Origin of the sequence: Pseudomonas sp. OTU5201, from assembly GCF_038440135.1 — a bacterium.
In the GTDB taxonomy this organism is placed as follows: domain Bacteria; phylum Pseudomonadota; class Gammaproteobacteria; order Pseudomonadales; family Pseudomonadaceae; genus Metapseudomonas; species Metapseudomonas resinovorans.
Genome location: NZ_JASATC010000010.1, coordinates 92612 through 118848, shown reverse-complemented (window position 1 = coordinate 118848; position 26237 = coordinate 92612). Strand labels below are relative to the sequence as shown.

The window sequence follows — 26237 nt, the reverse complement described above, 5'->3', positions numbered from 1 at the left end:
GCCACCGGCTGCCAACAGCTCCCTCCAACAACGACAAGACGAGCAAAGGCACATGGCCAATCAACCTTCCCCGGCAACGGGTTCGCAATCGGCGCTCCGGACGTTCTTCGTCTCAGGCATGGGCACCGCCCTGGAGTTCTACGACTTCGTCATCTACGGCATCGCCGCCGCCCTGGTCTTTCCGCAGGTGTTCTTCCCCGACCTGGACCCGCTCACCGCGACACTGGTGGCGTTCGGCGCCTTCGGTGCCGGCTTCTTCGCCCGCCCCCTGGGCGGCATGGTGTTTGGCCACCTCGGCGACAAGGCCGGCCGCCAAAAAGCCCTGGTGATCACCCTGCTGCTGATGGGCTTTTCCACCCTGGCCATCGGCTGCCTGCCCTCTCACGAGAGCATTGGCGCCGCGGCCCCCGTGCTGCTGGTGCTGCTGCGCCTTGTGCAAGGTTTTGCCGCGGGCGGCGAATGGGGCGGCGCAGCGCTGTTCGGTATTGAATCGGCACCACGCGGCAAGCGCGGCCTGTGGGGCAGCTTCACCAGCATGGGCATCGGTATCGGCGGCATCCTGGGTTCTGCGGTGTTCGCCATCGTCAGCACCGCATACGATGACAACCTGGCCGACTTCGCCTGGCGCATCCCCTTCTGGCTCGGCGGCATCCTGGTACTGATCGGCCTCTACGCACGCCTGTCCAACCCCGCCAGCAAGCCGCTGCAACGCAACGAAAGCCCCCGCCTGCCCCTGGTCGCCGCCCTGCGCTCGCGCCCCCGGGAAATGTTGCTGTGCACCGGCATCGCCTTCGGCTACGTGACCATCGCCTACATCGGCAGCACCTTCTTCCTCGCCTACGCCACGCAACTGGGCTATGGCAGCACCGAAGCCTTGCTGTTCGACGTATCCCTGTCGGTGGCCATCGTCATCAGCGCACCGCTATTCGCCAGCCTCTCCGACCGAATCGGCCGCCGCACCGTGATGATCCTCGGCGCCGCCCTGATGGCCGCCGGCTTCTTCGCCTTCTTCGCCCTGGTGGGTCGCCACAGCCTGCCCATCGCCTGCATGGCGTACATCGTGGTCGGCGCACTGATGGGCGCTACCCAGGGCCCGATCCCGGCCTTCCTCGCCGAACAGTTCCCCCGCGACATGCGCTACTCCGGCATGTCCGCCGCCTACCAGATCGGCGCAGCCTTCGGCGGCGGTACCGCCTCCAGCCTGGCCACCGCCATCCTGATCACCACTGGTAGCCCCTTTGGTGTGGCGGCGTACGGCGCGGCGGCGTTGGTACTGGTGGCGCTGTGTTCGTTCCTGTTACGGGAGACGGCGCATCTGAGCATGGAAGCGATTGATGCGGAGGCAGGGACCGGAGTGGGTGCGGAAGTGGTGCAGTCGGCATGAGCGGCCTGTAAGAACCGCCCTTTCACACACACGCCAAGGCATCGCTTGTTCAAATGAAGAACGGGCCCAGCAGGGCCCGTTTTCTTCTGGGCGTTGTACTCGCCGATAGGAACGGCCAACCAACCACTGCTTGTAGAGCCAACTCCCGGGCTGCCAGGGTGGCTCCAGCCCCAACCAGGGCAGTGCCTCCGTTCTGGCTCGCCGCCGCAAGGTTGCCTAGGGCACTGCCGGTACTCATACCGGCGGAAACGGTCAGCCCCTTCTCGACTCAGGGCGCCACAGTATCGTCTTCGGTAAAAGGACTCATGCATTGCCCGCCACCGCCCAGGATGGGTTGACCACTACCTGTTTCAATACAGCGCCACGCGCGAAGCCCGCAGCCACTTTTCGCACCGAGCCTAATAAGACTTGCCAAATCTGATATCCAACGGAGCGGCGTGTCCGCCATGCTAACGGGTCGTCAGTCCAACCCGCACTGTCCTGCCCTTCCGGAGCATGCAAGCGATCGATCTAGCATTGCGCGTAGCTTGGCGGTGACTTCCTTAGCGTCTTCGTCGCTTTCCAGCACATATGGCTGGATCAGCAGGATGACCTCCTCGCGGCTTTTGACGACCTCCTGGTCACCAAAGAGCGCTCCCAACCAAGGTATATCCTTAAGGAAAGGTACGCCGGTACTGGCGTCCGTGACGTTGTCCCGGATCAATCCGCCCATCAACACGGAACCACCGCTCTTAAGGGTCAAGGCCGTTTCCAGGGAGGTCCGGGTAATAATGGGGGCCGCTAGGCTGCCCCCTTTCCCCTCGCCGCCGCCCCCACCGCTGTCGCTCAGCTCCTGGCTCACAGTGAGATCGACGCGATTGTTGGAATAGACCACTGGAGCGACGTTCAAAATGGTACCCGTTGAGCGATAAGCGATCTCGTTGCGTAGGTTGGTAGTTCCGCCAGTCGTACTGTCATCGTTGATCTGCGCAGTTGGCACAGGAATATCGCTACCCACGTTGATATTGGCCTGTTCACCGCTCTTGACCAAAATGCGCGGGGTAGCTAGGACCCGGACACGCTGATCCTTGGCCATGGCGGAAATGGTCGCCATATTGCCCCCCGCAGTGTTAACCACGTAGTTGAATCCCCCGCCGCCCATGCTGCCACTCAGCTTGGCATTGCTGAAGTCTCCATTCAGGAACTTCCAGTCCATCCGCAAGGACTTTGCGTCACTGAGATTCACGCTCGCGATCGTGACTTCGATGAGTACCTGACGCGCAGGCTTGTCCATCTGACGGATAAGCTCCTGCATCTGCTGCCAAGTCCTGGCTGAGCCCCGGAACAGTATGGCGTTTCGGTTCTCGTCCTCCACTATCGTCCCACTGCCGGTGATGTCCGACGCCAGACTACCCAGCAAGCGATCCTGCCCTCCACTCATAAGAGCAGCAGCTCCGGCAGCCTGCAGCAAGGGAGAAACGGGAGCCTTAGCCCCTTCCTCGCTTGGTTTCCGGCCGCCGGTGGCCATCCCCGCGCGCGCTGAAGCACTATTTCTCAGACCGGACGTGATGCCGTAGGCCCCCTCCCCAGCAAGCCCCGATATCAGAGACCTCAGCGATCGGGCGAGCTCCGTGACCCGTGTATTGCGTGCTTCGTAATAGAACAACCCTTCTTTATCGCTTCCTTCGCCCTGCCCTACGACCGCCGCAGCAACGGGAATTCGATCCACCTGCTGCGCCCACTCACGCACCAGACCAAGAAGGCTTTCGTCATTGGCAAAAACGATGAGACCGTTGGAGCTGTCCAGCGGCACAAGGACAATAGTGCCGGAGGCTTGACCAATACTCACGCTGTAACCCTGAGCCGAAATCAGAGACTTGAGCTGCTCAGCCATGTCAGCAGCAGTTACGAACGCCGGATCGACCCTCAGGCTATGACGACCACGCATGAAGGGCTGATCGAGCAAGCGAACCGCTTCAGAGGCCTGCCGAACGATGGACGACATGCCCTTCAGCATCAATCCGCTTCGCGCCGCGTCAGCCGACACACTGAGCCCGGACTTTTCATAGGCACTGTTGAGCCAGGGAATGACGTCCCGCGTATCGACATTTTTCAGGGGCATGAACTGGAACACGGGTCGATATGCGATGGGCACCTCCGGCCGGGCATCCCCGCTAATCAGGATCGGTGGTTCGTCGGGACTCAACCCAACCTGTTTAATCTGGAATCGAAACACATCGCCCTGCCGAACGATCTCGACGCCATAGTTAGCCAGGATTTGCCTAGCCACTTCATAGACCATCTGCGGGGTTTGGGGTTGCTCCAGCCGGACCGTGACCCGATCAACCTTGCTCTTCAGGGCACTTTCGATCTCGAATGGCAATTCGAGGATATTGCCGAACACCTCGTTTATGAATGCCGGCAACTGGATATCCTCGATGTTGAGCCGGATATCGGCGGTCTTGTCATCAAGCACAACCTTGTCACCACGATCTACGATGCCCACGCGCTCCACCGCTAAACCGCTGGGCGTCCGGCTGAAGTGGGTCTCCAACTGAGCTGGCGCGACCTGCTGATCATCGCTCTCGGTAGTGGCGCTGGCGCCTGGCTCCTCATCGCCACGAGCACTCTCAACCTCCAGCAAGGGGTCAGGAATCTGCATGGGAGTGGTGCTGCAACCCGCTGATAGAGCCAGGCATGTTGCGATGAACAATGGACCGCACGAGAATCGCTCGGTCGGGTTATTGCTGTGGCGCATATAGTTCCCTGTCAAAACCTTGAATCTCGCCGTCTTCGGCGAGAGAGAATCGAATACCTTGCGTCGAGATCAGCTCCAGACGCTCACCTCCCGGCAAGATGGCGCCCCGGGAAAATCGCAAAGGCGGCGTAGTAGCCCCCTTTGAAATCAGTGCGAAGGTCCCTTGGTGATCCCGGACGATGCCGTGAAAACGCCAGGCAACTTCAACCCTGGCAACGCCGTCCTCTCCTGTCGAAACCCGCTTTTCTTTGTCGCGAGTTTCCGGTGACGAACGCTCGCCCCCCCACCACAGCATCTCGGCCAATCGCTTGGCCCCAGCCGGATCGACAGAATGAGGTTGGAGGCTCACAGGTACCCAGTCATCCTGGTTCGAGAAGCTCGCACTGGGGGGCTCCGTATCAGGTGCGATCAACCATCCGAAAGAAACAGTGAGTGCGGGGAACAGCAGGTACCAGCGCAGGGTTGATTGGTGGTCCATGAATGTCACGCGAGTCGGGCAATGGGATGCGGGCGCAAAGGCGAAGAAGTCTCGCATTTGCGGCCACCGCCAAACGCCGAGTTAGTGGTAGGAAACGTCCCAACCTTTCGCACTCATTTGGACCATGCGCCGCTATAGCGCAGCCTGGGACGGCTGAAGGAACAGAAAAGAGAGCTGGAGGTTAATCGCAGGAGATATCTGGTTGTTAAGCTCGAGGTAGTCCACCACGATTTGCCGTGGCTCTCCCTCGATCGCATGTAGCAGCCGGCTGAACGATTCGGGGTGAAACACACCCCGAACCTGAGCCTCGATCCGTGCTACAGAGTCCTCGCGATCAAATCCCGTAGGTGCCAGAACAGTAATCTTCGCGTCATCCACGCCAGCCATCGTGACCTGATCATCCAACCAGGCCTGAACATCCGCGCGCGCCTGAGATGCATTGGTGGACAACCAGAATCGCTCGCGCACGCGAAGCAAGGCATCATCCGCCTGCTTCGAACGTTCCGGCCACGACGTCTGACGGGAAATCGCTTGCAGCTTGAGCCAATCCTTAGCCAACCTCCGATAGTGTTCCTCACGTTCGACACGCCAATTCTGGCAAAGCAGAATCAGATGCACGACTAACAACAATACTGCCAACCAAAGCGACATTCGCAGGGGGAGACTTTCCTGATACTGCCGTCGGAGCTGGTTCCAGTGAGCGCGGAAGGAAATCCGGTTGTCCAACATCATTCCTCCCCTCCTGCGTGCGACAAGCTCAGGCTCAGTATTATTCCCCCATCACGCGGCACAGGTTCCACTCGCACATTCTCGAAGTTTCCAGCCTCCATGAAGCGATTGACATAGAAGCGAGGATCAACCTTGCGAGTGTCCAGTTGGAGCTCCAGCTCTTGCCCTCCAAAGCGCCAAGCGAGCAAGCGGCTATCGCGGTCCAACAGTGCGGCAACCTGGCTGAGCAATTTGCTTTGTGACGTGGCCCGCGAGGCTTGAACCAGATTGAGACTTGCTTCATTGGCCCTGAGCGCTGTGCTGCGAGCTATTAACACAGGCTCGACCTGACGGCTCAACTCATCGTACTGGGCCTGCAAGGCGCGCCCTGCCCACCACCAGGAAAATCCGACGCCCATGTTCAGTCCCCCCCCCAGCGCCAAGGAAGCCGCCAATACATGCGGAAGCCACCGCTCGCAGTGAGATGAAGCACCGACGACTGCGGAATTGGCCCATGGGCGATTGAGCGAAGAGATACAAGTAGCCTCGACAGCAAAAGACACCTCTACTCCTGTCAATCCTCGCAGCAGTGGGAGGTACTTCTCGGGGTCAGGCAACATGGGAAAGCAATGACTCATGGCCAAGGTATTTCCTTGCCACACCTGCAGATCCACTCCCGATCCGATTCGCACCATACGTACCGTTGCCCCCTCGGACTTGGGTAGCGCCTGGAGCAACGATTCAGGAATGCAGCGATAACGCTTTGGCGCATCGCTCAGGGTCGCAGCCGCTTCCTCACGTTCGCGCTCATCCCACGACCACACCATCGCTCGCCCGCCTCGCCAGACCACATAATGTCCGGCATGGCGGAATGGAGAGACTGATAAGAGCTTCAACGCCAGAGCCCGGGGACGATCGGATCGAGGAACATGTTCAAGGTCCAAGCAATGGAAGATGCACAGAGAGCGATCAATGACCCATTGCACCGGCCAGCCACTAAACACACCTACACTGCGACGCTTCCACTTCAGCGCGACTTGCCCGTCCTCACCACGGGCCTGCCATAAGCGGGGCGGAGAGAATTCCGGGAACGTCTCCAGACGCATGGATCGAGTCAGCTTCATTTCGCTTCACGGACCTTTTCAGTTGGAGCTGCCAAGGTGGCAGCATTCGATGGTCGGAGCTGAAGCTGACTTCGTACTCCGTCGCTCGCTCCACTCCAGTGGGATGCAAACGGATCGACAGCGTGGAGCTAGCGAGGCGGGTCCAGCCATCGTCGGGAACAAGGCTTGCGTGTGCACCCAACAGGGCACGCAAATCGGTGGATTGTGCGAGTGCCTGCTGCTCGCGAGCCGCCATTAGTCGACTTACTTGCTCCACTGGCAAGCCCCAGGCCAGATTCAAGACACGAGGATCTGCAGTATTGATGTTCAACGGCGTAGCGCTGGTCGTCACCAACTCGGTCCAGTCGGCATTCAGCAAGTGCTCCTCCCAAGGCTGCCAGCGATCGAGAAGGAAAACCTCCAACACCGAACGTGGAGTGCGACGCGAGTCTTGGCTGCCACCCCTCCGGGTGGCGCGACCACTGGCGCTGCCCAAGCGCGGAGCCCGCTCTGGCATGAGGTAGTCGGACCACTGCGCCAACATGGCCGGTACCTCTTCCGGCGTTACACCCAGGCCGAGCAGCAGGTTACCTAGAAGACGAGGATCCACAGCTGAGAGGCTGAGCCGTGCTGCATCATCCGTCAGCCCCAGGCACCAGCCGTTTGCCATGCAAAGTGGACGGCCATCCAAAGGCAGCTCACCGCCCACCGGCATGACCGACGAATCCATCTGCGGAACCTGGGCTACCCCGTCACTCGGAATCGTCAGCCCGGCGATGGTGTACCCCTGTGTCGCGATCAGCCACTGCACGCGCGCCAACAATGTACTTTCCTCGATCTCCCTCAACATGGCCGCACGCCGGTTGTCCATGACGTTCACGGAGCGCTCGACCCAAAGCACGGCTGCTGCTGCCAGTAAAGTCATGACGGCCAGGAACCAGACCACGCCGACCAGCACGAAACCACGACTGCGATGTTGTTCAGTGCTCATGTACAGACGGCCTGACTTTAGGTAGCTGTACAACGGCCAGGACGTAGAGATTGTCCTCTAATGCTTCGAGCACGATGGCCTCAGGTAGCTGGTCTAAGTTCATTGAGGATGGTGGCCATGTTTGATGCCACGCCCCACTGGCATCCAGGTAACTAAAATGGGCATCCGCTGGCAGCGACGAAACTGACCAACGGCTGTCCAACAGCGGACGCACGTATATCAGTTCCGCATCTCGCCCTTCGCCCCGCGCTTCGATACGAAACGCAAACGGCTGGGGAATACCCTGTCGACGGTCCACGGTGCCCAGAGAGACAGCTTCGAAACTGAGCTCGTCCCCACGTAAACTCATCGCAACATCCCCCTGTTCAGGAGCGACGAGGTTCTGCACGGCATCCAGGAACCAGCCATGGGCAAGCGTCTCGACTCGTTTGCTGCCCGCATGCAGGTGAAACGTACTATTGACCTTGCCAATGTAGGTCAGCGCCTGCATGAGAAGTGCGCTGACGAGCGAGACCAGCATGAGGACGACCAACACCTCAAGTAGCGTGAACGCAGACTGCTTGCAGACCCGTCGTTCCATCATCCGTCTCCAGAACGGCTGGCTACCCGCACGTGGCCGACCTTTTCAAGGCGAAAGCGAAAAAGAAGCTCATCTCGCGCTCGCACTTGCATTTCGACGCGAAACAACTGGGCATCGTAGAGGCCGGGCTGGGCACCATGACGACTAACCACGGGTTTGGGCGTTGAACGAGGCGAACTCTGCCAACTCAGCAGGTAGTACCCCAACCGAACTTCTCCATTGGGGTCTTCCATCGGATTCAGCGTTTCCAGGTACGCCATTGCGACCTGGGCAGCCTCAATGCGTTCCTCGGCGGCCTCGACTCGCTGCAAGCTTCTGAAACCGGAGTTGAGCCATGCCAGCAACGCGCCGCCCACTACAGCCAGCAATGTCATCGCCACGACGGCCTCAAGAAGTGTGAATCCCGCCTGGTGCGAAGCTCTCATGGAAGCCCTTGCGGAGCGCAGAATGGCGGGTCCAACCGGACGTCACGTGGCGGGCCATCGTGAATGATCCGCAAACTGCCGCCGAGACAGACCCCATTCGCCAGATAGCGCACGGGAGGTTCCGCGACGATCAACCAACCGGTAGGCAGATGCAACATCTCCGCGCGCGACGCGCCATCTGCATCGATGGTCAGCTCCCTCCCGTCGTTGCGTACTCGGAGGCCCAGGCTTTGAAGTTGCTCCTGAATATCCTGCAGAGCCACCCGACGAGACCAGGCCGACTGCATGTTTGCCAACCCTGGCAGCACGACCGCAGCGATAGCCGCGACCAAGGCGAGCACGACCAACAACTCAAGCAAGGTAAACCCTCGCACCCGATCAGCGCTGCGGCAGGTAGCCGACATCGGCATCCAGCCCTTCACCACCAGGCTGCCCATCCGCCCCCAGACTGAACAGAGTGAACGGTTGCTCGGTACTTGATCTATCGCTGTAGACGTAGGGGCGGTTCCACGGATCCAGCGGCACCCCACCCTCCAGGTAGGGGCCTTTCCAAAATGCCTTGATGCGTTCATCGGCCGGTGGAGCATTGAGCAGTCCAAGCCCTTCCTGCTCGCTCGGAAGGCGACCGATATCCAGGCGCATGGTTAGCAACGCCCCCTTGAGCATCTTTACCTGGGTATCAGCGGTCTGCGCCTTGGCCTTGTCCGCCTGACTGAACAGACGCGGCCCCACAAGCCCCATCAATAGACCGATGATCACCAGCACCACGATCATCTCGAGAAGGGTAAAACCTCGTTGTGCCACTTTGCTCATACCGATTCCGCAGATGTTTCCGCCTTCCGACGGGATTCAAATTGCCGGTCGCTCCCGCGATCGAAACGGGGCAGCTTGCAATCGTTACCTAGAGCGCCATGTCATTGGCGCTAGTGATGGCCAAGACAACACCAGTGATGATCAAGCCAAACACGGAGCCAATCAGCAGAATGGCCAGCGGCTCGATCAGCACCAGGGTCTTCTTCATCCGGCCCCGGCCGGCTTCTTCATACAGCGTTGCCAGACTCAGCAGCATCTCAGCGAGTTGCCCGGAAGCCTCTCCAACACGAACCAGGTTTGCGCCAATGGCCGTGATAGCCTGGCGCTCTTCAAGCGCCACAGACAGAGCAGCGCCGACCCTCACATCCTGGGTAACACGCTCCAGCACCTGGCGCTGTCGAGCGATGCGCATCCCTCCACCAGCCATTTCCAGAGCATCGACCAGCGCGACGCGGTTTCTCAGAAGCGTTCCAAGTACCTTGGACCATTGCGCGATCTCTGCCTGGAGCAGCCACTCACCAACCAGTGGCACCCTCGCCAGTTGATCGAAGGCCCAGTCCCGCAATCGCTCGTTACTCAAGCCCATCGCGACTCCGACGCACAAGCCCAGGACGATGAACATCAACAGGCCGGCATTCCCGTTGCTCCATACCCCGGTGCTCAGCACTATCCAAGCCAACCAGGGAAGTTCGGCCACTTCATCGAGCAAGTTGGCAAACTTGGGAACGACAAATACGAACAAGGTCGCTATCGCAAGCAAGCCGCTCAAGACCAGGATGCTCGGATACACCAATGCCCCAGTGATCTCCGCACGAGTGCGCCTTTCGTACTCCAGCTGCTGGGCGCAGTCGCGTAGCGCCCCGGCCAGGTCGCCAGTCAGTTCGCCAGCGGCCACGAGTTGGTAGACATACTTAGGCAAGGGCAGTCCGGATGCCTCTAGTACAGCGGGAAACGATTGCCCACTTCGCAAGCCGCTTCCGATGACCTCCAACGCAGCCGCCAGGACGGGATGGTGCGCAGTCCGCTCCTGAGCCGCCACAGCTTCCGCCAGCGTCACTCCAGCAGCGAGCAGAGTCGCAAGTTCATGGAAGGCCATGTTCAACTCCTCAGCACGCAGATAGCGGCGACGGCCAAGCGCCCGCCTCTTCTGCTCCAGGCGAAGTGGTGTCAATCCCTGGTTCTGCAGTTGCCGCAGCGCGTCCTGCCGAGAGGGAAGATTGAGTTCGCCGGTGAATCGCCGACCATTCCGATCGATGGCCTCATAGATGAAGATCATGAGATCAACCACTGGTTACACGACGAACTTCATCGAGACATGTTTCGCCGAGCCAGGCCTTCAAGAGGCCGTCGCCTCGAAGATTTCGCATGCCCTGCTCGTAGGCCAAACGCCGCAGTTGCTCAGCAGTTGCTCGTTGTACGATCAGTTCGCGCATTTCCGGAGTCAGATCAACTAACTCATAGATTCCTAGGCGCCCACGGTAGCCGGTACCTTCGCAACGCTCACAACCACGAGCCCGTTTCCACCGCGCCGATTGCCCTGGAAATAACCGAGCGGCGACCACGCGAGTGTCTTCCAGCTCCGCGTCGCCAATGCTCGGGGCGCACGTTTCCGCGCAGTACTGGCAGAGCCTGCGGACGAGGCGCTGGGCCTGAACCCCGCGCACCGGAGAGGCTACGAGAAATGGCTCGACCCCCATGTCCACGAGGCGGGTGAAGGCACTTACCGAGTCGTTGGTGTGGAGGGTCGAGAACACCAGATGGCCGGTCAGGGAAGACTGCACAGCAATCTCTGCGGTTTCCAGGTCACGAATCTCACCGATCATGATGACGTCCGGGTCCTGACGGAGAATCGAACGTAGCGCTGCGGCGAAGGTCAGGCCAATATCGGCGTGAGCCTGTACCTGGGTAATATTGGGTACCTGGCACTCGACCGGATCTTCCACCGTGATGATCTTGCGCACACCGTCGTTGATCTCCTCAAGGGTACCGTAGAGGGTGGTCGACTTGCCGGATCCAGTAGGTCCGGTAACCAGGATGATGCCGTGGGGCTCCGCTATCCATTGGCGCAGAATGTCCAGATGATCTGGCAACATGCCCAAACGATCTAGTCGCAAAGATTCACGCTCCTTGGGCAGCAACCGCATCACGACTGATTCCCCATGGACACCGGGCAATGTCGAGACGCGCACATCCAGTTCGGTGCCGCTGACGCGAATGCTCATGCGCCCATCCTGCGGAAGTCGACGCTCGGCGATATCGATGGCGGAGATCAGCTTGATCCGCGAAACCACGGCAGCAAATCGCTCGCGCGGCAAATTGAGCTGTTCCTGCAACACGCCATCAATCCGGAATCGAATGCGAAAATCGAATTCACGCGGCTCGATATGGATGTCCGACGAGCGCTTCTCGATAGCCTGCCCCATCACGTTGTTGACCAGTTCGACTATCGGAGCCTCCTCAGCCATTTCACGCAAATGGCGCACGTCGTCACGGCCGTCGCCCCCCTGGATAGCCCCTTGGCGGGCGAGATCGAGACAGCGTTCAAGCCAGGCGTCCATATCCTGGGCTCGACACAGAACCGGTCGTATGGCCCGTCCCGGATAGAAATACTGGAGGGTTTCCGGGATCGAAGGCGAAAGAGGATCTCGGGCGGCGAACAGCAGCTGTTCACCGTCCTCCCACACCACCACTTGTTCCTCCACGAACCAATCGGAGTTGATCGGGGAGGTTTGCAGGAACGCCGTAATCACTTGTTCCGAAGGCGGCTCGAGGTGCTCCCCCACCAACGGCATCTGCAATTGCTCAGCCAGAACTTGAAGCAACGCGCTTTCCGCAAGCGCGCCGGAACGCACCAGTATGCCTCCCAATCGCCCACCGACCTTGCGCTGCATGGCCAGGGCACGGTCGAGCTCTTGCTGGTTCACCAGCCCACGTTCGAGTAGCCGCTGCCCAAGTGACCGCCACTGCAAAAGCGCCTGCTGGGAATCAAAGGACATCGGCAAAACCTTCCTGGACACGACGGAACCACGCCAAACCAAGCAGAAACACCAGCGTCGACACAGCACAATAGAGCGCAATGACACCGAACTCTGGCAGCGGCGAGTCGAACAACACGGCACGAACCATTTCCACCGGGACAGTCAGCGGGTTCATGTACAGGTATGGCTGCACAGCAGGCGGCAGCGAGCTGAGCGGATAGAAGACAGGGCTGATGAACAGCAGGAGGATCAGGAGGAACTGGACGAACTGGCCAGTATCGCGGACGTAGACGCCGAGCCCGGATAGGAACCAGGCCAGCCCCGTTACGCAAAGCAGGAATGGCAGGAGCATCAGCGGCAGCAGGATAACCGGCCACCCCGGCGCGACGCCCTTGATGACGAGAAAGACGATAAGTACCAGGTAGCCAAGCGCCGAATTGATGAAGGCAGCCAGTATCGGTGTGACGGGAAGGATCTCAAGCGGGAAGACCAGTTTCTTCACCAGGTTGACGTTACCTGGAACGATGCCTGGTGCCCTGGAAAGGCCCTCGGCGAGAATGCCGTTGAGCAGGAGCCCAGCGAAAAGCGTCAGCGCAAAGGAAAAGGTGTCCTGGTCGCTTCCCCAGCGCGACTTGAGCACCACACCGAAGACGAAGGTGTAGATCAGGAGCAACAGAACGGGCGAAACGATGATCCAGATGCGCCCCATTACTGCATCCCGATAGCGCGACTCAACTTCACGCCTCGTCATGGCGAGCAAGAGCTCCAGGCGAAGTGCAAGCACGTCTGGCAGCGGGGGAAGCAGGTTCAAGGCGCAGATCTCCTGGCCACCCGTCACAGGTAGCGGCTCTTTTGAGGCCAGGGAATATGCGAAATTCGCGCATCCGACACCATCGGCAGCCGCCCCTGACGATTGGCGACTTTTCCGACTACGTCGACGGAACGTTCCAAGGAGCACCTATTCGATGCGCTGCCACCCCGAATGATTCAGTTGCATGGAAACGCTAAAGGCATGGAGCCTGTCCAATTACCCAGTCCGGCCATTCCCGTGCGGTGATGCCGCGAAACCCAAGAGGCGAATCAAGCGCACGGCCCCGCCCGAACACCTCAATAATCCACTTTCCCCCGCCCCGCCTTGACCGCCCCGCGCTTGGCCTTGCCTTCCAGGCGTCGTTTCTTCGAGCCCAGCGTGGGCTTGGTCGGCCGCCGCGCCTTTTCCACTTTGGCCACGCTGCGGATCAGTTCCGCCAGACGCTCCAGGGCGTCGGCGCGATTCTGTTCCTGGGTGCGGTATTGCTGGGCTTTGATGACGATCACGCCTTCGCCGGTGATGCGATTGTCACGCAGCGCCAGCAGCCGTTCCTTGTAGAAGGGCGGCAAGGACGAGGCATTGATATCGAAGCGCAGGTGCATTGCGCTGGACACCTTGTTGACGTTCTGCCCACCCGCGCCCTGGGCGCGGATGGCGGTCAGCTCGATTTCGTCGTCGGGCAAGTGAACGCTGTTGGAAATAAGCAGCATGGCAAAGGCAGTCGCAGGACAATCCACAGGATGGGTGGGCACCATCCTACAGGTCCTCAGGCAGTGCGGCTGCCTTCCAACACCATCTCCTGCTCAGCGCCGCGTTTGAGCAACGCATAGAGCACGCCGGTTACCAGGCTGCCGGCGACTATCGCCAGCAGGTAGAGCAGCGCGTGGTTGATGGCATTGGGGATCAGCATCACGAACAGCCCGCCGTGGGGCGCCATCAGCTTGCAGCTGAAGTACATGGACAGCGCGCCGGTCAGCGCCCCGCCGGCGATACTGGCCGGGATCACCCGCAGCGGGTCCTTGGCGGCGAAGGGGATGGCACCTTCGGAAATGAAACAGAGCCCCAGTACCAATGCCGCCTTGCCCGCCTCACGCTCGCTCTGGGCGAACTTGCGGCGCATCAGCAAGGTAGCAATTCCCATGCCGATGGGCGGCACCATGCCGGCCGCCATGGTGGCCGCCATCGGCGCGTAGCTCTGGGAGGCCAGCAGGCCCACTGAGAACGCGTACGCGGCCTTGTTGATCGGGCCGCCGAGGTCCACGCACATCATCCCGCCCAGCAGCAGGCCAAGGAGAATCGCGTTGGAGGTGCCCATGTTGTCGAGGAAATGGGTGAGGCTGGTGAGCATGCCGGCTACCGGCTTGCCGACGACGTAGATCATCACCAGGCCAGTGAACAGGCTGGAAAGCAGCGGGATAATCAGGATCGGCTTCAGCGCCTCGACGCTCTGCGGCAAGCTCAGATGGCGATTGATGGCCCGCGCCGAATAGCCCGCGAGAAAACCCGCGATGATGCCGCCGATGAACCCCGCGCCCAGGGTGCTGGCCAAAAGCCCGCCGATCATGCCCGGAGCCAGGCCCGGTCGGTCGGCGATGGAGTAGGCGATATAGCCCGCCAACAGCGGCACCATCAGCTTGAACGCCGCGTCGCCGCCGATCTGCATCAACGAGGCCGCCAAGGTGCCCTCCTCTTTGAACGCCTCGATGCCGAAGACGAAAGACAACGCGATCAGCAAGCCCCCCGCCACTACCATCGGCAGCATGTAGGAGACTCCGGTAAGCAAGTGCTTGTAGGCCCCCTTGGGCTCGGCCTTGGCCTTGCCCGCCTGGGCTTCCCCACCCGACTTGCCTTCCAGCAACTGCCCTTCGCTCAATGCTCGCTTCAGGGTGGCTTCGGACTGCTTGAGTGCGACGCCGGTGCTGCTGCGAAATACCTTCTTGCCGACGAAACGGCCGGTGTCGACTTCGATATCAGTGGCCAGCAGAACGACGTCGGCAGCAGCGATGGCGTCCGGACTCAACGGATCGCGTGCACCCACCGAACCCTGGGTTTCCACCTGGAGTTCGTAGCCCAGGCGCTGGGCCGCCTGCTTCAGCGCCTCTGCCGCCATGAAGGTGTGCGCCACGCCCGTGGGACAGGCCGTCACAGCGACGATGCGCGGGCGCGCGTTGCCGTCGGGGGCGGCAGCCGCAGCTTCGACTTGCTGCTCCCGCGCTTCGACCGCGCCGCGCAGGAGGAACGCTTCGCTGTCGCGCAGGGCTTCGCTCGGGCTGGCGAGGAAAATGCGCTTGCCGGCGAAGCGGCTGAGGTCCAACGGACCACTGCGCACCACCAGCACCCAGTCGGCGGCGTCGAGCGTGGCGGCGGATAGCTGGTTCTCCGGATGCTGCGGGTCGACGACCTCGACGCTGGTGCTCCAACCCAGACGCTGCGCGGCGGCATCCAGCAGGCGCGCGCACAGCACGCTGGTGACCATGCCATTGGGGCAGGCGGTGACTATGGCGAGTTTCATCAGGACACCTCTTGTTGTTCTGGCAGCGCCTGGACGTCGACGGCACCTTCGAGCTGTTGCAGTTGCGCGGCATCACTGATACCGAAACCGACCTGGGTTACGGCCTGGGCGGCGATGGCGGTGGCATGGCGCAAGGTACGCGCCGCCGGCCAGCCACTGAGCAGGCCATGGATCATGCCGGCCAGCAGGGAATCGCCCGCGCCTACGGTGCTGGCCACAGTGACCCGTGGCGGCTGGGCATGGAGAGCGACGCCGGGGCCGAACCAGTTCACGCCGTCGGCGCCTTGGGAGATGACGATGTGCTCGATGCCCATTGCCTGCAATTGACGGGCCTCCTGCCGCTGGGCCTCCACCCCGGTCAGATCACGACGGCCGACTTCAGCGAGCTCGTCCATATTCGGCTTGATCAGCCAGGGCACGGCAAGCAGGCCGGCACGCAGGGCTTCGCCGCTGGTGTCCAGGGCGACCTTCAGCCCATGGCGCTGGAGCCGCACAATCAAGTCGGTCAAGAAATGCGGCTCTACGCCACGAGGCAGGCTGCCGGCCACCACGACCAAGTCATGGCCAGGCGCGAGGCTATCCAGTTGGAGCAGCAGCTCGACCTGGGCCATCGCATCCACCCGCGGGCCGGGCCCGTTGATATCGGTGATGCGTCCGTCGACTTCCGCCAGCTTGATATTGCTGCGGGTCTCCCCTGGTACGCGGATGAAGGCATCGGTGAAGCCGCGCCGAGCAAACAGCGCCTCGAAGGCGTCGGCATTGTCCGCTCCAAGAAAGCCCGAGACGGTCAGGCTGTGACCGAGATCGGCCAGTACCTGGGCCACATTCACGCCCTTGCCGGCGGCGTGGCTGGCCTGCTCCAGGCTGCGATTGACCTGGCCGGGCTCCAGTCGGTCCAGGCGCAGGGTCAGATCGAGGGCAGGATTCAGGGTCAGGGTCAGAATGCGTGCCATCAGAAGCGCTCCGCCAGTTCGCGCACCGCCGCTGCGCTTTCCATCGTGAGCGCGCCCTCGGCCAGTTCGCGGGCCGCCGACAGGCTGAACTCGCGCACGCGCGCCTTGACCTCGGCGATGCCACCGGCGGACAGGCTCAGTTCGTCCACCCCAAGGCCGACCAGCAGCGGCACCGCCAGCGGGTCGCCGGCCAGCTCGCCGCACACGCCTACCCACTTGCCGTGGGCATGGGCCGCACGCACGGTGAGGTCGATCAGTTGCAGCACCGCCGGATGCAGGCCGTCGGCCTGGGCGGAGAGCGTCGGATGGCCACGGTCGATGGCGAGGCAGTACTGGGTCAGGTCATTGGTGCCGATGCTGAAAAAATCGACTTCCCTGGCCAGCACCGGCGCGATCAGCGCCGCCGACGGCACCTCGACCATGATTCCCAGCTGCAGGTCGGCCTGGGGAATCTCGGCGGCCAGGCGCAGGCTCATGTCGCGGGCCAGGCGCCATTCATCGACGCTGCCAACCATAGGGAACATGATGCGCAATGGGCGACCGTCGCTGGCACGCAGCAACGCACGCAACTGGGTTTCCATCAGGTGTGGACGTTGCAGGGTCAGGCGCACGCCACGCACGCCGAGGAAGGGGTTTTCCTCTTCCGGCACGGGCCAGTAAGGCAAAGGTTTGTCGCCGCCGACGTCGAGGGTCCGCGCCACCAGCGGACGCCCGTCGAGGGCATCGAACACGCGGCGGTACTCGGCTTCCTGGGTGGCCAGATCCGGCGCTTGGGGATGGGCCATGAAGATGAATTCGGTACGCAGCAGGCCCACGCCCTCGGCGCCCTGGGTCACGGCCTTGGCCGCACCAGCGCTCTCGCCCAGGTTGGCGCAGATTTCCACGCGATGTCCGTCACGGGTCAGGGCCGGCTCCAGCTTGTGCGCATTGGCCAGTTGCAGGCGACGCTGGCGACCTTCCTGCTCCTGGCGAGCGCGCTCCAGTTGCTCGGCATTCGGGGTCACGATCAGACGACCACGCTGGCCATCCAGCAGCAGTGGCGTGCACGCCGCCAGCATCAGGACACCCGCCCCGGCGCCGACCAGCGCAGGAATGCCCATGGCACGGGCGACGATGGCACTGTGGGAGGTGGCGCCACCTCGGGCGGTGAGGATGCCGGCCACGCGGTTACGGTCCAGGCGCGCCACATCCGACGGAGCCATTTCGTCCATCACCAGGATGTAGGGCTCTTCCGGTTCGGGCGCCTCCTCGGCCCCACAAAGCTGGGCCAGCACGCGGCGGCCGATGTCGCGCAGGTCAGCAGCGCGTTCTGCCAGCAGCGCATCGTGCAGGCTTTCCTGTTGAGCGGCAGCGCTCTCGATTACCGTCATCCAGGCGGCGGCGGCGCTTTCGCCCTGCTTGAGACGAGCGTCCACTTCATCGCCCAGCTCCGGGTCGGCGAGCATCTCCAGATGGGTGATGAAGATCTCGCGGATGGCCTTGGCTTCGCTGCGCAGCACCAGCGCCTCGATTTCGCCGCGTACATGGCTGATGGCCTGGAGCAGGCGCTCGCGCTCGAAGCCGGGGGACTCGCCACGCAGCGGATAGTCGAACTCCTTGTGCAAGTGGATGTGCGCCGGGCCAACGGCAATACCGGGGGCAGCCGGCACCGCCTGGAGCTGGCTACCCGGCGACGGGGCAGCGATGGCCAGGGCTTCCGGCTCTTCCTCCTGCACGGGCTCTGCACAGATCGGCAACGGTTCGATCTCCTCGCCCAGGCCCTGTTCGATGGCGGTTTTCAGCACCGGCAACACGGCGTCGGCGATGGCCGGCTCGGCCATGATCTCAATGACCTGGCCACGGCGGATGCCAAGGCTCAGCAGCTTGCTCAGGCTCTTGGCGGACACGGCAGCGGCACCGCTGTCGGCTACCCGCAGCCGAATCTCGCCGTCAAAGGTCTTGGCCAGTTGCACCAGCTCCTTGGCCGGACGCGCATGCAGGCCATGGGCGTTGGCCAGGGGCAGGCGCAGGCTGGGCCAGTCGGGCTGGCTGTCGCCCCCCAATGCTTCCAGCACGGCACGGCGCTGGGTGGCACGGGCCAGCTCGCGGCCCCGGCCTTCGATCAGCAGCGCACACAGACGCTCCAGCAGGGCCAGGTGGGCGTCCCCCAGGCTCGCCAGGCAGAACAGGCCATTGAGCGGTTGATCGAGATAGCGCAGTGGCTTTTCCGGCGTGAGGTACGCCAGGCCCGGACGTTGTACCGCCTGGTCGCTGTGCAACCACCAGAGGCCATCGCCCAGCGGCAGCGGTTCACCCTGCAGCAGCGCGGCGGCGAATCCGCTCCCCACGCAATCGGCACGGCGCAGCAGGCGCGCGCCTTGCAGCACCATCTCGTCGTAGTCTTGCGCCGCGACACCAAGGCCGATCAGTTGATCGTCCAGGGCCAGCTCCTGGGGCGCGCTCTGCAACAGCTTGAGGATGTCTTCCGGGGTTTCGGCGCGACGCAGCTCGCTGCCCAGATCCGCCTCGCCCAAAGCACGGGTGAGTATCTGCAGCAAGCGCAGGTGTTCGTCGGACTTGGCGGCAATGCCGATGGCGAGATAGACCCGCTGGCCATCGCCCCACTCCACGCCATCGGGAAACTGCATCAGGCGCACGCCGGTGGTGAACACCAGCTCGCGGGTTTGCGGGGTGCCGTGGGGAATGGCGATGCCCTGACCGAGGTACGTGGCACCCTGGGCTTCACGCGCCTCCAGCCCGGCAAGATAACCCGGCGCGACCAGGCCATCGCCCTCAAGCAATTCGGCGAGCATCCGCAATGCGGCAGCTTTATCCGTCGCGACCAGGCCCATGGAAATCTGCCCTGCGGTCAGTTCGAGCATTGCGTCACCTCTCACGGGCGTTGCGCCCTTCTTGTATTTGTCACCTGCCTTCAACCTGCGCTACCAACCGTCGCATTGGTTGGCTAAAGAGTAGACAGAGCGCCTGCTGAATCGTTTCACTAAACTGAGCTGGCACGTTACTCGATAATCTTCGATTCTTGAAGCCCGTCCGATGAAACACATCCGCATAACAGGAGTCGCCAACTTGAAACTCAGTGATATCGCCCGCCTGGCCGGTGTCTCGGTGACCACGGCCAGTTACGTGATCAACGGCAAGGCCGAGCAGAAGCGCATCAGCCCGGCGACCGTGGAGCGCGTGCAGGCGGTGGTGGACGAGCATGGTTTCAAGCCCAACCCCCAGGCTGCGGGGCTACGCAGCCGGCAAACGCGGACGCTCGGTTTCATCCTTCCGGACCTGGAAAACCCCAGCTACGCCCGCCTGGCCAAGCTGCTGGAACAAGGCGCACGGGCAAGGGGTTATCAGTTGCTGATCGCCAGCTCCGACGACGAACCGGACAGCGAGCGGCAACTGCTCAAGCTGTTCCGTGCGCGGCGCTGCGACGCCCTGATCGTCGCCAGTTGCCTGCCGAAGGAAGACGACAGTCTTGGGCAACTGCTGGATGAGGGCCTGCCGGTGATCGCCGTGGACCGGGTACGCGACCCCCGGCAATTCTGCTCGGTGGTCAGCGACGACCGCCTGGCCTGCCAGCAACTCACCCGCAGCCTGCTGCAACCGGCGCCCCGCCGTATCGCCCTGCTCGGCGCCCGGCCAGACCTGCCCATCAGCGCTGAGCGCAGCGCGGGCTTCCATGACGCGCTGAAGGGGAACAGGTACGAAGTACTGGAACTTCAGGGCGAAGACTTCAGCCGTGAATGCGGCCAGCGCCTGATGGCCGACCTGCTTCAACAGGGCGAGTTGCCGGATGTATTGATCACCACTGCCTACGTGCTGCTGGCTGGCGTGCTGGACGCCCTGCGCGAACACGGCGCCTGGCCCGAGCGACTGCGCGTGGGCACCTTCGGCGATACCCAATTGCTGGACTTCCTGCCGCTGCCGGTGAATTCCATGTACCAGCAGCATGAGTTGATTGCCGAACAGGTGCTGGGGCTGGCGTTGGCGGCGGTGGAGCGGGACGTCTACGAGCCGGGGGTACGCGGCGTGGCGCGGAAGTTGAAACAGAGGATCGCCCTGTAGGAGCGAGCTTGCTCGCGAAAACGGCGCCAGAAGAGCTTCGCGGGCAAGCCCGCTCCTACAAACGCGCCCTCAACCGATGAACGCGTTTGCGCGATATTCCCTCGGTGACTGCTCGAAGTGCTTCTTGAAGGTGCGGCTGAAATGCGCGGAATCGGTAAAGCCCCAGCGGAAGGCGATATCCGTGATCGAGTCATTGCGCAGGCGTGGATTGGCGAGGTCGGCGGCGCTGCGCTTCAGGCGCGAACGCTGGATGAAGCGGCAGACGCTGTCGCCCTGGTCCTCGAATAGCCGATAAAGCTGGCGCACCGAGATATTCAGTTGCTTGGCCAGGGCCAGCGGCGTCAGGCCGGGTTCCGACAGGGACTGGTCGATCAATTGCTGGGCCAGGCTGCGCAGGCCGGCATTGTGGGAGCTGTCCAGCTCGCAGGTGGTTTGTCCGGCTTGCTGCTTGAGGGTCGGCGCCAGCAGGGCGATCAGCGCTTCCTGCAGGGCATCGCCCTCCTCCAGGCCGGCGCAATGGTCCAGTTCCCCGCCGCAGATCTGCTCCACCAGGGTGCGCAGCACACGGCCGCTGGCGCAGTGCTGGGAGAGTTTGCCGAAGGTCGGCCGGCCCTCCGGCATATGGCGGCAGACATCCTCGCGGGACAAATGGAAAGAAGCGTGCTCGATCAGCCCATGGGGCAGGATCTCGCAAGCGCGCGCCGAATCCATCAGGGCCATTTCGCCGGGTGCCAGTTCGACGCTTTCGCCGTTCTGGCGCAACTGGGCGCGGCCGCTGCGCTGGACGACCAGGAAACAGTGGCGGTCGTCGTCATGATCGATGGAGGTGCGCTGGCGGCTGATCATCCCGGCATTGGTGCGGATCTGCGCCACTTCCAGGCCGGAGAGATCCTGGCGGGCGATCTCGCCGATGAACAGGCCTTGGCTTAGCGCCGGCCGCGACTCGAACCGCCCGCAAACACCTTGCAGGGCACGGAGCCAGGAATCGAAATCATGGGAGCGGACAGCTGGGGTAACCATCGGACACCTCCGGGGCGGGCTGAAGACGGCCTTGTCGTTATGGCCACATAATTAACATGTTAATAATGTACCAGCAAGCCATCATCGCCGCTGACTCGCTTACCCACGAGCAGGTATGAAAAAGGGCCGCATTGCGGCCCTTGAATCCCCCTTGGCATACCTCAGATATCCGGTTCGAAAAGTTTGCGTTTCATCACCAGCTTGACCCACGCCAAGGCAATCAGGCCCACCAGCCCCAATACCGCACCAGTCAGCAGGTACACCGTCTGAGTCATCTCCGGCGACGGGGAATTGTTCAGCGCGATGTAGCCCATGCCGAGGATGCCGACGATCTGCGGCAGCGGGTAGAAGGCTGACTTGTAGGGGCGCGGCAGGTCCGGCTGGCGTCGACGCAGCACCATCACATTGACGTGGGCGATGATGTAGGCCAGCAGCCAACTGGTGGACGCCGCGATCAGCAGCGTGATGATGGAGTCCGGCCCCATCAGCAGGAACGGCAGGGCGATGATGATCGCCACGAAGACGATGGCCATCCACGGCGTGCCAAATCGCTTGTGCAACACTTTCATCTGCGGGAAGGCCTGGCCGTTCTCGGCCATGCCGCAGAGCATGCGCGGCACCGCCGCCAGCACCGTGTTGACGGTCGAACAGGTGGCGGTCAGCGCCATGACCGTGGCAATGATCACCGCGCCCTTGCCGAACACCGCGAACACGTAGTCCAGGTAAGGCAACGGCGAGGTCGTCAGGGTTTCCACCGACAGGTAGCGGCTGGCGCCGACGCAGAAAATCACGAACAGGGTGAAGGTGATGGTCAGCGACAGCGTCATCGAGCGTGGGATGTTGCGCTCCGGCTGGCGTACCTCGCCAATCAGCGGGCAGATGAACTCAGCGCCCACCAGCAGCCACATGGCAAGGGCCACCAGGCCGATGAAGCTGCCATCGAGAATGCCATCCCAGCCCCAGTTCACGTCAGGTACGAAGCCTGCCGCCGGTGCTTCGGCCAGCCCGCCCACCGCGCTCAGGCCCACCAGCAACAGCGCCGCCACCATGGCGAAGGTGAAGACGTTCTGCAGCTTGGCGAACACATCAGTGCCGAGGATGTTCAGCGCCGTGAGCACGACCAGGATGCCCAGCGGCACCAGGGTGACCGGGAAGACGCCGGGGAACAGCTTGTCGAGGATCGAATCCACCAGCAGCAGCTCGGCGGAAAGCCCGAACATCGCCACGATCACATAGCCGGCGAACACCGCGACAATGGCAGGGAAGTGACCGATGGCCTTCTGCGTGTAGGTCGCCAGGGTCCCCGCCTGGGGAAACATCAGCGACAGCTCGGCAAAGCTCTGCACGTAGCACTGCGCCAGGATGAAGGCCACGGCGAAGGCGGCGATGAAGCCAAGGCCGCCAAAGCCCAGGCCCTGCAACGCCGACATCATCGCGCCCTGAACCACCACGACGCCGATGCAGATGGCGATCATGGTGGTGAAGCCCAGGGCTTTCTTCGCCTGCCGGGCGGACGCAGCGGTTGCAGCCGGTGCCGTCACGTCCAGGTCATTGGTGGAGGTCTTGTTCATTCTTGTGTTCCTCACGGGTGGATGCGGGGGAGCGTCGCTCAGTAGGCGATGCACACGGATTTGTTCTCGGTGAAGGCTTCGATCGCCGCATGGCCCATCTCGCGGCCGATGCCGGACTGTTTGAAGCCGCCGAAGGGCATGGAGGGGTCCAGCAGGTTGTGGGCGTTGACCCACACGGTGCCGGCCTTGAGCCGGGGGATCAGTCCCATCACCTGTTTCAGGTCGTTGGACCAGATGCTCGCGGCCAGGCCGTAGGGGCTGTCGTTGGCCAGGCGCACCACTTCGTCGATCTCGTCGAAGGGCGTGGCCACCAGCACCGGGCCAAAGATTTCCTCGCGCACCACCTGCATGTCCGGACGCACGTTGGCAATCACCGTCGGCTTGACGAAGAAGCCTTGCTCGCCGTGGGCCTCGCCGCCGCAGAGGACGCTGGCGCCCTGGGCGCGGCCGCTGTCGATCATGCCCAGCACGCGGCACTGCTGCTTGGCGGAGATCAGCGGGTTGATCTGTGCGCTCGGGTCCAGGCCCGCGCCGATGCTGAGGGTAGTGGCGATGCCGTGCAGGCGCTCCAACACCTGGTCGAACGACTTGCGCTGCACATAGAGGCGCGAGCCGGCGGTGCAGACCTGGCCGTTGTTGAAGAAGATTGCCCCAGCGGCACCTGCGGCAGCGTTGTCCAGAGCAGTGTCGTCGAGCACGATCACCGGCGACTTGCCCCCCAGTTCCAGGGTGAAGCGGGTCATGTTTTCCACCGCGGAGTGGGCGATCAGCTTGCCCACCGGGGTCGAGCCGGTGAAGGCTAACTTGTCGATGCCCGGATGCGCCGCCAGCGCAGCACCGGCTTCAGCGCCGACGCCGGTGACGATGTTCACCACACCGGCGGGGATGCCGGCGTCCAGGCACAGTTGGCCGAGTCGCAGGGCGGTCAGCGGGGTCTCGTCAGCGGGTTTGAGTACCACGGTGCAGCCGCAAGCCAGCGCCGGGACGACCTTCCACAGGGCCATCAACAGCGGGAAGTTCCACGGCACGATGGCACCGACCACGCCGACCGGCTCGGGCACCGTGTAGGCGCGGAATTTGCCGCCGGGAATGGCACCGGTGGACAGGTCCAGGCTCTTGCCTTCGATCTTGGTGGCCCAGCCGGCCATGTAGCGCACGTACTCGACGCCAGCGCCAACCTCGATGGCCCGCGACAGGTTGATCGACTTGCCGTTGTTCAGGGTTTCCAGCTGCGCCAGCTCTTCGCCATGGGCCTCCAGCAGGTCGGCCAGCTTCAGCAGCAGGCGTTCGCGGTCGGCCGGGCGCTGGGCCGCCCAGCTGCCTTCGAAGGCACGCCGCGCCGCGGCCACAGCCAGATCCACATCGTCCTTGCCGGCCACTGCCACCCGCGCCAGTTCTTCGCCCGTGGCAGGGTTATGCACCGGCATTTCGGCACCGGACAGCGCAGGTCGTGACTGGCCGTCGATCAACAGGCCGTGGCTGGCCCGGACAAAGGCTTCCACGCGGGGGTCAAGGGCAATGCTCATCTCGATTCCTCTTCTCGCTCGGCCGCCATGGCGACCGGGTCACTCGGATAGTCGAGAGGAACTGTGCGCCAAGCCCTGAGCGCGATCTTGACCCTGGCTGCCGCCGGACTTGCCAATGGCTGCCAGCCGCTCTGGCAGAAAAAGGCAAACCCCGTGGCAGGCAGATGCAAGTATTCGTCGACGGTTTGAGGCACAAATGCAGCCACGCAGCTTGCACCGCTGCCCTAGAGGAGAGTTCACATGAGTACCCGCGACAGCGCCTTCTGGCACCCCATGCTGCACCCCAACGAGATGAAGCAGCGCGAACCCATCCGTATCCTCCGCGGCGAGGGCTGCTTCGTCATCGATGACGAGGGCAATCGCCTGGTGGATGGCGTGGCAGGCCTGTGGAACGTCAACGTCGGCCACGGCCGGGCGGAGATCAAAGCGGCCATTACAGCCCAGTTGGATGAACTGGAATACTTCCAGCTATTCGACGGCATCAGCCACCCGCGCGCCGAAGAGCTGTCACGCTTGGTGATCGACATGCTGGAACCGGAGGGTATGCGCCGCGTGGCGTTCAGTTCCGGTGGCTCGGATGCCGTGGAAACCGCCCTGAAGCTGGCTCGCCAGTACTGGAAGCTGCAAGGGCAGGCCGACCGCACCAAGTTCATTTCCCTGCGCCAGGGCTACCACGGCACCCACTTCGGCGGGGCGTCGGTCAACGGCAACACCGTGTTCCGCCGCAACTACGAGCCGCTGCTGCCAGGCTGCTTCCACGTCGACACGCCCTGGCTCTACCGCAACCCCTACAGCCAGAACCCGGAAGAACTCGGGCAGATCTGTGCTGACCTGCTGGAGCGAGAGATCCAGTTCCAGAGCCCGGACACCGTGGCCGCTTTCATTGCCGAACCAATCCAGGGCGCTGGCGGCGTGATCGTGCCGCCGGAGAACTACTGGCCGCTGATCCGCAAGGTCTGCGACAAATACGGCGTGCTGCTGATCGCCGACGAAATCGTCACCGGCTTCGGCCGCTCCGGCTCCATGTTCGGCAGCCGCCTGTGGGGCGTGAAGCCGGACATCATGTGCCTGGCCAAAGGCATCTCCTCCGGCTACATCCCGCTGGGTGCCACCGTGGTCAACGAGCGCATCGAGCAGGCCTTCGCCGGCAATGGCAACTTCACCGGCGCCATCATGCATGGCTACACCTATTCCGGGCACCCGGTGGCCTGCGCCGCCGCACTGGCCAACCTCGACATCGTGCAGAAGGAAAACCTGCCAGCCAACGCCGCGAAACAGGGCGACTACCTGCTCAAGAGCCTGGCCTCCTTCCCTGAGCGCTTCGCCGCCGTGGGCGAAGTGCGTGGCAAGGGCCTGATGGTCGCGTTGGACCTGGTGAGCGACAAGGCCAGCCGCGAGCCCATCGACCCCATGGGTGGCTACGCCAACCGCGTGGCCGAGATCGCCCGCGCCAACGGCGTGATGGTGCGTCCGGTGGGCACCAAGATCATCCTCTCGCCGCCGCTGGTGATCGAGAAGGAGCAGATCGACACCATCGTCAATGCACTGGCGATCGGTTTCCAGGAAGCCCGGTAAGGATCAGCTGCGCGTC

The 26237-nt window shown here is 62.7% G+C and carries 22 protein-coding genes; 3 read left to right on the top strand and 19 right to left on the bottom strand.

Annotation, left to right across the window (positions count from 1 at the left end):
* The first annotated feature begins 52 nt into the window (after positions 1-52).
* Positions 53-1384 carry an MFS transporter gene (locus AAHM40_RS08840; RefSeq protein WP_342244298.1) on the top strand — a complete coding sequence of 444 codons (1332 nt, stop codon included), beginning with the start codon at positions 53-55 and terminating at the stop codon, positions 1382-1384.
* Between the two features lie 460 nt (positions 1385-1844).
* Here the strand turns inward: AAHM40_RS08840 and AAHM40_RS08835 are convergent, their stop codons facing one another.
* From AAHM40_RS08835 to ptsP, 16 genes are all read right to left on the bottom strand, one after another.
* Positions 1845-4121, bottom strand: coding sequence for a secretin N-terminal domain-containing protein (locus AAHM40_RS08835; protein WP_446731550.1), 2277 nt, complete (start codon positions 4119-4121; stop codon positions 1845-1847).
* Positions 4105-4656 carry a hypothetical protein gene (locus AAHM40_RS08830; RefSeq protein ID WP_342244296.1) on the bottom strand — a complete coding sequence of 184 codons (552 nt, stop codon included), beginning with the start codon at positions 4654-4656 and terminating at the stop codon, positions 4105-4107. Before AAHM40_RS08830 ends, AAHM40_RS08835 begins: the two co-directional genes overlap by 17 nt.
* A gap of 75 nt (positions 4657-4731) precedes the next feature.
* Positions 4732-5331 (bottom strand): hypothetical protein, encoded by a 600-nt coding sequence (locus tag AAHM40_RS08825; protein ID WP_342244295.1) that lies wholly within the window; start codon positions 5329-5331, stop codon positions 4732-4734.
* Entirely contained in the window at positions 5328-6413 is a 1086-nt protein-coding gene (locus AAHM40_RS08820) for a hypothetical protein (RefSeq protein WP_342244294.1), read from the bottom strand. Before AAHM40_RS08820 ends, AAHM40_RS08825 begins: the two co-directional genes overlap by 4 nt.
* Positions 6355-7401, bottom strand: a complete 1047-nt coding sequence (locus tag AAHM40_RS08815) for a hypothetical protein (protein WP_342244293.1) — start codon at positions 7399-7401, stop codon at positions 6355-6357. The genes AAHM40_RS08820 and AAHM40_RS08815 overlap by 59 nt, the downstream gene beginning before the upstream one ends.
* Positions 7391-7981, bottom strand: a complete 591-nt coding sequence (locus AAHM40_RS08810; RefSeq protein WP_342244292.1) for a prepilin-type N-terminal cleavage/methylation domain-containing protein — start codon at positions 7979-7981, stop codon at positions 7391-7393. Before AAHM40_RS08810 ends, AAHM40_RS08815 begins: the two co-directional genes overlap by 11 nt.
* Positions 7981-8406, bottom strand: coding sequence for a PulJ/GspJ family protein (locus AAHM40_RS08805; RefSeq protein WP_342244291.1), 426 nt, complete (start codon positions 8404-8406; stop codon positions 7981-7983). Before AAHM40_RS08805 ends, AAHM40_RS08810 begins: the two co-directional genes overlap by 1 nt.
* Positions 8403-8816, bottom strand: coding sequence for a prepilin-type N-terminal cleavage/methylation domain-containing protein (locus AAHM40_RS08800; RefSeq protein WP_342244326.1), 414 nt, complete (start codon positions 8814-8816; stop codon positions 8403-8405). The genes AAHM40_RS08805 and AAHM40_RS08800 overlap by 4 nt, the downstream gene beginning before the upstream one ends.
* Positions 8785-9219, bottom strand: a complete 435-nt coding sequence (gene gspG / locus AAHM40_RS08795) for a type II secretion system major pseudopilin GspG (protein WP_342244290.1) — start codon at positions 9217-9219, stop codon at positions 8785-8787. The genes AAHM40_RS08800 and gspG overlap by 32 nt, the downstream gene beginning before the upstream one ends.
* Before the next feature lie 88 nt (positions 9220-9307).
* On the bottom strand, positions 9308-10495 hold the full coding sequence (locus tag AAHM40_RS08790; protein WP_342244289.1) for a type II secretion system F family protein: 1188 nt from the start codon (positions 10493-10495) through the stop codon (positions 9308-9310).
* A gap of 4 nt (positions 10496-10499) precedes the next feature.
* Positions 10500-12215, bottom strand: coding sequence for a GspE/PulE family protein (locus AAHM40_RS08785; RefSeq protein ID WP_342244288.1), 1716 nt, complete (start codon positions 12213-12215; stop codon positions 10500-10502).
* Positions 12205-12948 (bottom strand): ABC transporter permease, encoded by a 744-nt coding sequence (locus tag AAHM40_RS08780; RefSeq protein WP_342244325.1) that lies wholly within the window; start codon positions 12946-12948, stop codon positions 12205-12207. The genes AAHM40_RS08785 and AAHM40_RS08780 overlap by 11 nt, the downstream gene beginning before the upstream one ends.
* A gap of 356 nt (positions 12949-13304) precedes the next feature.
* Positions 13305-13718, bottom strand: a complete 414-nt coding sequence (gene arfB, locus AAHM40_RS08775; protein WP_342244287.1) for an alternative ribosome rescue aminoacyl-tRNA hydrolase ArfB — start codon at positions 13716-13718, stop codon at positions 13305-13307.
* 56 nt (positions 13719-13774) lie between these two features.
* Positions 13775-15520, bottom strand: coding sequence for a PTS fructose-like transporter subunit IIB (locus tag AAHM40_RS08770; protein ID WP_342244286.1), 1746 nt, complete (start codon positions 15518-15520; stop codon positions 13775-13777).
* Positions 15520-16473, bottom strand: a complete 954-nt coding sequence (pfkB, locus tag AAHM40_RS08765; protein WP_342244285.1) for a 1-phosphofructokinase — start codon at positions 16471-16473, stop codon at positions 15520-15522. Before pfkB ends, AAHM40_RS08770 begins: the two co-directional genes overlap by 1 nt.
* A complete protein-coding gene (ptsP, locus tag AAHM40_RS08760) occupies positions 16473-19334 on the bottom strand; it encodes a phosphoenolpyruvate--protein phosphotransferase (protein ID WP_342244284.1) in 2862 nt (953 codons plus the stop codon). Before ptsP ends, pfkB begins: the two co-directional genes overlap by 1 nt.
* A gap of 205 nt (positions 19335-19539) precedes the next feature.
* Between ptsP and cra the strand changes: the two genes are divergently transcribed.
* Complete coding sequence (gene cra / locus AAHM40_RS08755) at positions 19540-20529, top strand: catabolite repressor/activator (protein WP_342244283.1); 990 nt, start codon at positions 19540-19542, stop codon at positions 20527-20529.
* A gap of 69 nt (positions 20530-20598) precedes the next feature.
* On the opposite strand, the gene feaR is transcribed toward cra, so the two are convergent.
* The 3 genes from feaR to AAHM40_RS08740 form a co-directional block, all read right to left on the bottom strand.
* Entirely contained in the window at positions 20599-21549 is a 951-nt protein-coding gene (gene feaR, locus AAHM40_RS08750) for a transcriptional regulator FeaR (protein WP_342244282.1), read from the bottom strand.
* Positions 21550-21710: 161 nt separating this feature from the next.
* Positions 21711-23120 (bottom strand): APC family permease, encoded by a 1410-nt coding sequence (locus AAHM40_RS08745; RefSeq protein WP_342244281.1) that lies wholly within the window; start codon positions 23118-23120, stop codon positions 21711-21713.
* A 38-nt stretch (positions 23121-23158) separates the two neighbouring features.
* Positions 23159-24646, bottom strand: a complete 1488-nt coding sequence (locus tag AAHM40_RS08740) for an aldehyde dehydrogenase family protein (RefSeq protein ID WP_342244280.1) — start codon at positions 24644-24646, stop codon at positions 23159-23161.
* Between the two features lie 240 nt (positions 24647-24886).
* Here AAHM40_RS08740 and AAHM40_RS08735 point away from each other — a divergent pair, with 240 nt between their 5' ends.
* The gene (locus AAHM40_RS08735; RefSeq protein ID WP_342244279.1) at positions 24887-26221 is read left to right on the top strand and encodes an aspartate aminotransferase family protein; all 1335 of its coding nucleotides are present in this window, start codon (positions 24887-24889) and stop codon (positions 26219-26221) included.
* Positions 26222-26237 lie beyond the last annotated feature (16 nt).